At 61.5% G+C, this 4,625-nt stretch carries 1 protein-coding gene and 2 pseudogenes; all 3 read left to right on the forward strand.

The annotated features are described in order from the left end of the window. Positions 1 to 2,068: pseudogene (locus J3476_RS24240) on the forward strand (hypothetical protein); the annotation flags it as partial. Between the two features lie 14 nt (positions 2,069 to 2,082). Further along, positions 2,083 to 2,430, forward strand: a complete 348-nt coding sequence (locus J3476_RS24245) for a hypothetical protein (protein ID WP_207068867.1) — start codon at positions 2,083 to 2,085, stop codon at positions 2,428 to 2,430. Positions 2,431 to 3,032: 602 nt separating this feature from the next. Continuing rightward, positions 3,033 to 4,625 (forward strand): annotated as a pseudogene (locus J3476_RS24250) (hypothetical protein); the annotation flags it as partial.

Raw genomic sequence — 4,625 nt, forward strand, 5'->3', positions numbered from 1 at the left:
GGTGACCGATGACGCTGGCAGCGAAAGTATCCTGCCGGCAGCGACCCTTGTCACTGTGGTGGGTGCACCGAGCACTGAGGTGGCGCCGGTAGTGGTGGCCTCGCCGGTCGCGGCTGGCACGACGAGCTCACCGGTAGTGGTCAGCCCGGTCGTGATGGTGACCGACTTGGATTCTTCGGAATTGCTCTCGGCAACAGTGTCGTTGGACCAGGATGCCGTCGCTGCCGGAGATAGTCTCAACTACGCCGCTGAACTGTTGCCGGAGAGTATCGAGGCCAACTTTGTCGACGGAGTCCTTACCTTTACTGGTTTGGCCTCCGTCACCGCATACCAGCAGTTGCTGTCATCGGTGACGATTTCGACGGCTTCAGCTGGCGTGAAGACGGTCAGCTTCGCCGTCACTGATTCGACGGATACTGCCAGTGCGATTCCCACGACCACACTCGTCACTGTGCTTGCCGCGCCGACGACGGAGGTCTCGCCGGTTGTGTTCGCCTCCATTGTCAACGTCGGATACTCGGCGGGCGGCACGCCAATCCCGATCGACGCCAATCTGATCATCCTTGACGTGGACTCGGCGAACTTGAAGTCCGCCACGGTGACTGTCGGTGGTTACCAAGCCGGCGACGAGCTGACATGGGGGACCCTGCCGCAGAACGTGGTAGCGAGTCTCGTCGACGGATTGTTGACATTCACGGGGTCAGCCTCGGTTGCCGATTATCAGCAGTTGTTGCGCTCGGTGAACATTGCGACGACGGCAGAGGCGCTGACGGCGATCAGAACAATCTCGTTCCGAGTGGTCGATGGGCAAGACAACCAGAGCATTCCCGGCGTCGTCGCAGTCACCGTGACAGCCGTACCCGAGGGCGCTGCGCCGTTGGTTCTGGCATCCGTGGTCAACGTCAACTACTCGGCCGGCGGCACCCCGGTACCGGTCGACGCCAATTTGATCATCCTCGATCTCGACTCCGACTCGCTTCAGTCGGCCACCGTCACGATTGGTGATTTCGAACTCGGCGACGAACTGACCTGGGGAACACCTCCTCAGGACGTGGACGCAAACTTCACCGATGGGGTGTTGACGTTCGCGGGGGAGGCATCGCTGGAGGACTATCAACAGTTGCTCCGGTCAGTGAGCATCCAGACGAGTTCTGGAGCGCTGACGGCAATCAGGTCCATCTCGTTCCGGGTGACCGATACGCAGGCACAACAGAGCCTCCCCGGCGTGGTCGCGGTGACGGTTGTTGCGGTGCCCCAAAGTGTTCCACCGCTTGTGGTGCCGACTGTCCCTGCCGTGGTCTACACCGCGGGGGACCCCGCCCTGAACATCGCCACCCTGCTGAACCTGGTCGACGTCGATTCGCAGAATCTGAGCGGAGCGACTATCGCAATAACAGGGGGCAACCTCGATGCTGACGAAACATTGTCATTCACATCCCAGTCCGGCATCAGTGGCGTGTACAACAACGGCACGTTGACACTCAACGGAACTGCAACCGTCGCTCAGTATGAAGCGGCGATACGTTCATTGACGTTCTCGACCAATTCGTCGGCCGACGCAACAATTCGAACAGTCTCCATCGTTGTCACCGACGCTCAGGGCAGTTCCAGCCTCCCAGGATCGGTGACGGTCACCGTACTTGCCGCTCCCGTCAATCTGGCTCCGTTGGTGACAACATCTCTACTGGGCCCGGTGTACACAGCTGGGAACGATCCCGAGGTGGTGGACTCGCTCGTCACCATTATCGATCTTGACTCGACCATGTTGCAGGGAGCCACAATTCAGATCAGCGACGGCCTCACAGACGGCGATGTCCTCGCATTCACCAGCCCTTCGGGCAGCTCCATCTCGGGGACGTACGTCGAGGCAACCGGGACATTGACCTTATCGGGGACCGCGACCGTAGCCCAGTACCGACAAGCGCTTCGCTCAGTGACGTTCGCCGCAGACGGAAATGTTCCCACCGCCACTCGGACGATCTCCTTCACCGTGACGGACACCCAGGGCGGCACCAGCCCCGAGGCCACGGCTGCGGTCAGCGTTCAGGAAACAACGCACCGATTCTGACACCATTGAGCTTGGTGGGCACTTACAGCAATCTGTTGCTGGGGCTGCAGATCATCCCGGTGCCGCTGATCGTCGACACATCCTCGTACCTTCAGAGCGCGAGTGTCACGATCACCAACCCGAGCTCGAACGACAGTCTCAGCGTCGACACCGCCGATTCGGCGCTCGTGGCCGGCTATGCCGGTGGAGTGCTTTCACTGACCGGGCAAGGCACCGTCGCCGAGTATCAGAGCGTGCTCAACACGCTCCGGTTCCGGGGGACCTTCGGCGCCCTGCAGCCGCGGGACATCGACTTTGAGGTCACCGACATGCAAGGAGAGTCGAGCGCCACCGCGAGGTTGCAGGTCACGATACTGCTATGACGAGAGGACGTCACGCGCGCTCGGACTGTGCGGAAACGCGGCGGTGCACCGCCGGTCGCCCGACGAGGTGCTGCGGTTTTAGCGACCTCGAACTACACGGCCCGCGGCAATATTTGCGGCGGTGATAGTTTGCTGTTCTGTGGGCAAAGGCCGATTGAGGTGCAGATATGTCAGTGTATCCCTGTCGGAGTGGTAACTAATTGTTTCCCTTCGCAAAATATCAGGCAAATATCGTGATCCGAGTCACGATATTGACTTAAGCTCACGAGCGGCTGCACTACTTCGCCCCGTCAGGGCGGTGTGTAGCACATCAGTTGTGTGCACAGAGGACCGTTTTTGGGAGCGGCGACGATGCTACGTGGATGCGTGCTGACGCAACCCGAGGTGACCGTTGCGGTGCCCAGTGTCGGACTTCTGCGGGCGGGGGTCATGGATCGTCAACAGCCGGGGGGCTTGCGGACTCACCAAACGGAGGACAGTAAATGTGCGCAACCCCTGCACGCCATCGTGCCCGATTCCAGGGCGAGGAAGAAACGATGCAGGGGTTCTGGTCGGCTCGATCCCTCGTTGACCCGAGCAGAGGGGGCGGTGCCGCCAGGCACGTGCGCAAAACCTCGTCGACCTATGTTCTCCACGTCGGAAGGGTCGGCGCACTAGCCGTCTCCCTGGGCGTCGGCTTCGCCGTCGCCAACTCCGCCGGGGTCGCCTACGCCGACAGCGACGCTGACACATCCTCCTCGGTCTCTTCGGATGCTCAGGGTAGCGACACATCCGCTGATCAGCAGTCCGACGACGGAGAGGACGCGGCTGAGGAAGGTGACGATCCCAACGCAGGCGAACCGGCTGATGGCGGCGATGACGATGACAGCCCAATGGATGACGCCGAGGATGTCGACGACGAGGAGGACCTCGCAGCCGAGGAAGAACTCGACGATGACGTCGTCACCGACGACACGAACGGCGAGGACATCGACGAGCCGGGATCCGAAGCCGGGGACTCCGGTCTGCCACCAGCGGTAATCGACAATGGCGGCGACGACGCCGCGGAAGTTGATGACGACGACGCTTCAGTTGACTCGCCCGTAGACGAACCGGTACCGGCCGAGCCGGACAGCGACGTTCCAGTGGACGATCTGATGGGCGAGGTGCCCGAGCCGGTCAACGAGACCGACGGGGACGCTGACCCCCAAACCGACGTTGTGGCCCTGAAGTCGGTGAACCGTGACAGCGCCGATGAGCTGGCTGTCTCGGCTCCCGAGGCTGAGGAGAGCGTCGAAACCGTCAACGTCGTTTCCGCGCTTGTCTCGAATGTGGTGTCGCCATTCGCTGACCCCGAGGCGCCGGCGCCGGCGCCGTGGTTGGACGCGGTGCTGGCGTGGGTGCGGCGACAGATCGAGCACACCTTCTTCAACAAGTCGCCGGTATTCGGCCCGATCGAGTCGTCACAGATCTTGACCGGACAGGTCTTGTTCGACCTCAACGCTTCTGACCCCAATGGTGATCCACTGACGTACACCATCATCCAGCCCGAGCATGGGCTGGTCGTCCGCGAACTGATCACCGGGAAGTTCGTCTACACCCCCACGAGCATCGTGGCGGGCGACCCACTTACAGATAGTTTTCAAGTCGTCATCAGCGACTCCTCGGAGCACCTCACAGGCACTCTCGGAGCTATCCAGAAGGTCCTGCACGGCATCGCTCGCCTTTTCGGTCTGGCTGAGGCGGATGAGGTGACTGTGACGGTCCCCGTGACCGTCAATCCGATCGTGCAGTTGCCGCCGGTGATCGTGACGGTCGGTGCACCGATTTTCAGTCTGGGCGGCGATCCGGTGAAGGTCGTGTCTTCGGTCACGATCACCGATGCCGACTCTGATCGCTTGTCTGAAGCGACCGTCAAGATCCTCACCGCCGGAAAAGCCGGTGACGTTCTCGATTACGAAGCGCCAGAGGGTAGTCCAATCACTGCGTCGTGGGATGCCGCGACGCGAACGCTGACATTGTCAGGCTTGGCAACCAAGGATCAATACGAGCAGGCGCTCAAGGCGGTGACGTTCTCGACCACCGAGGGCGGCTTGCCGCGGGGTATTTCGATATCCATCACCGACGAACACGACATACAAAGTGTGGTGCCGGGTGCCGCGCTGGTGACGGTGATCGGGTTGCCGCCGGGGATCCTGACGGTGGGGACGCCGATT

Source organism: Mycobacterium sp. PO1 (assembly GCF_017312405.1).
Classification (GTDB): Bacteria; Actinomycetota; Actinomycetes; order Mycobacteriales; family Mycobacteriaceae; genus Mycobacterium.